This is a genomic window from Mesorhizobium sp. M5C.F.Ca.IN.020.29.1.1, assembly GCF_003997375.1.
GTDB classification, from domain to species: Bacteria; Pseudomonadota; Alphaproteobacteria; order Rhizobiales; family Rhizobiaceae; genus Mesorhizobium; species Mesorhizobium wenxiniae.
In genome coordinates, this window is record NZ_RZSW01001222.1 from 1 (window position 1) to 387 (window position 387).

At 63.6% G+C, this 387-nt stretch carries 1 protein-coding gene; it reads right to left on the minus strand.

Annotated elements, in window-relative coordinates; genetic code table 11:
* Positions 1-218, minus strand: a 218-nt coding sequence (locus tag EOA85_RS37135; RefSeq protein WP_164760226.1) for a recombinase family protein, incomplete at its 3' end; no start/stop codon positions are given.
* Between the last annotated feature and the right edge of the window lie 169 nt (positions 219-387).

Genomic DNA, 387 nt, shown 5'->3' on the forward strand with positions numbered 1-387 from the left:
AGCGTGTCGCCGGCGGCGATCTCGCGCACGAGCTTCGCAAGGGCAGGGCGGGCTCGGGAGGCGCCCGAGCCGTGTTCCTCGACGATCTGGTCGCATCCGGCCGCGCGCAGCTCGATCTCCTGGGCTTCGGTCGCCTGCTCGTCCGTCGAGACGCGCGCATAGCCGATCAGCCGTCTCTGTGGTTGACGGGAAGCATGATTTTGCGTGTCAGCGGCCATTTGCAGCGCCTGAGGGCTCGTTGCCGGGCGGGTTTCCAAATCCAGAGGATAAGGATAACCGATCGTTTGTAAACGTCTCTAGTGGGCCTTGGCACCGCTCCTACGGCTTCGATGAGGCCGAAAATGAACGTTTGCAGCGTTCTAAGGGCCCTGGGGTGCGGTGCTGTAC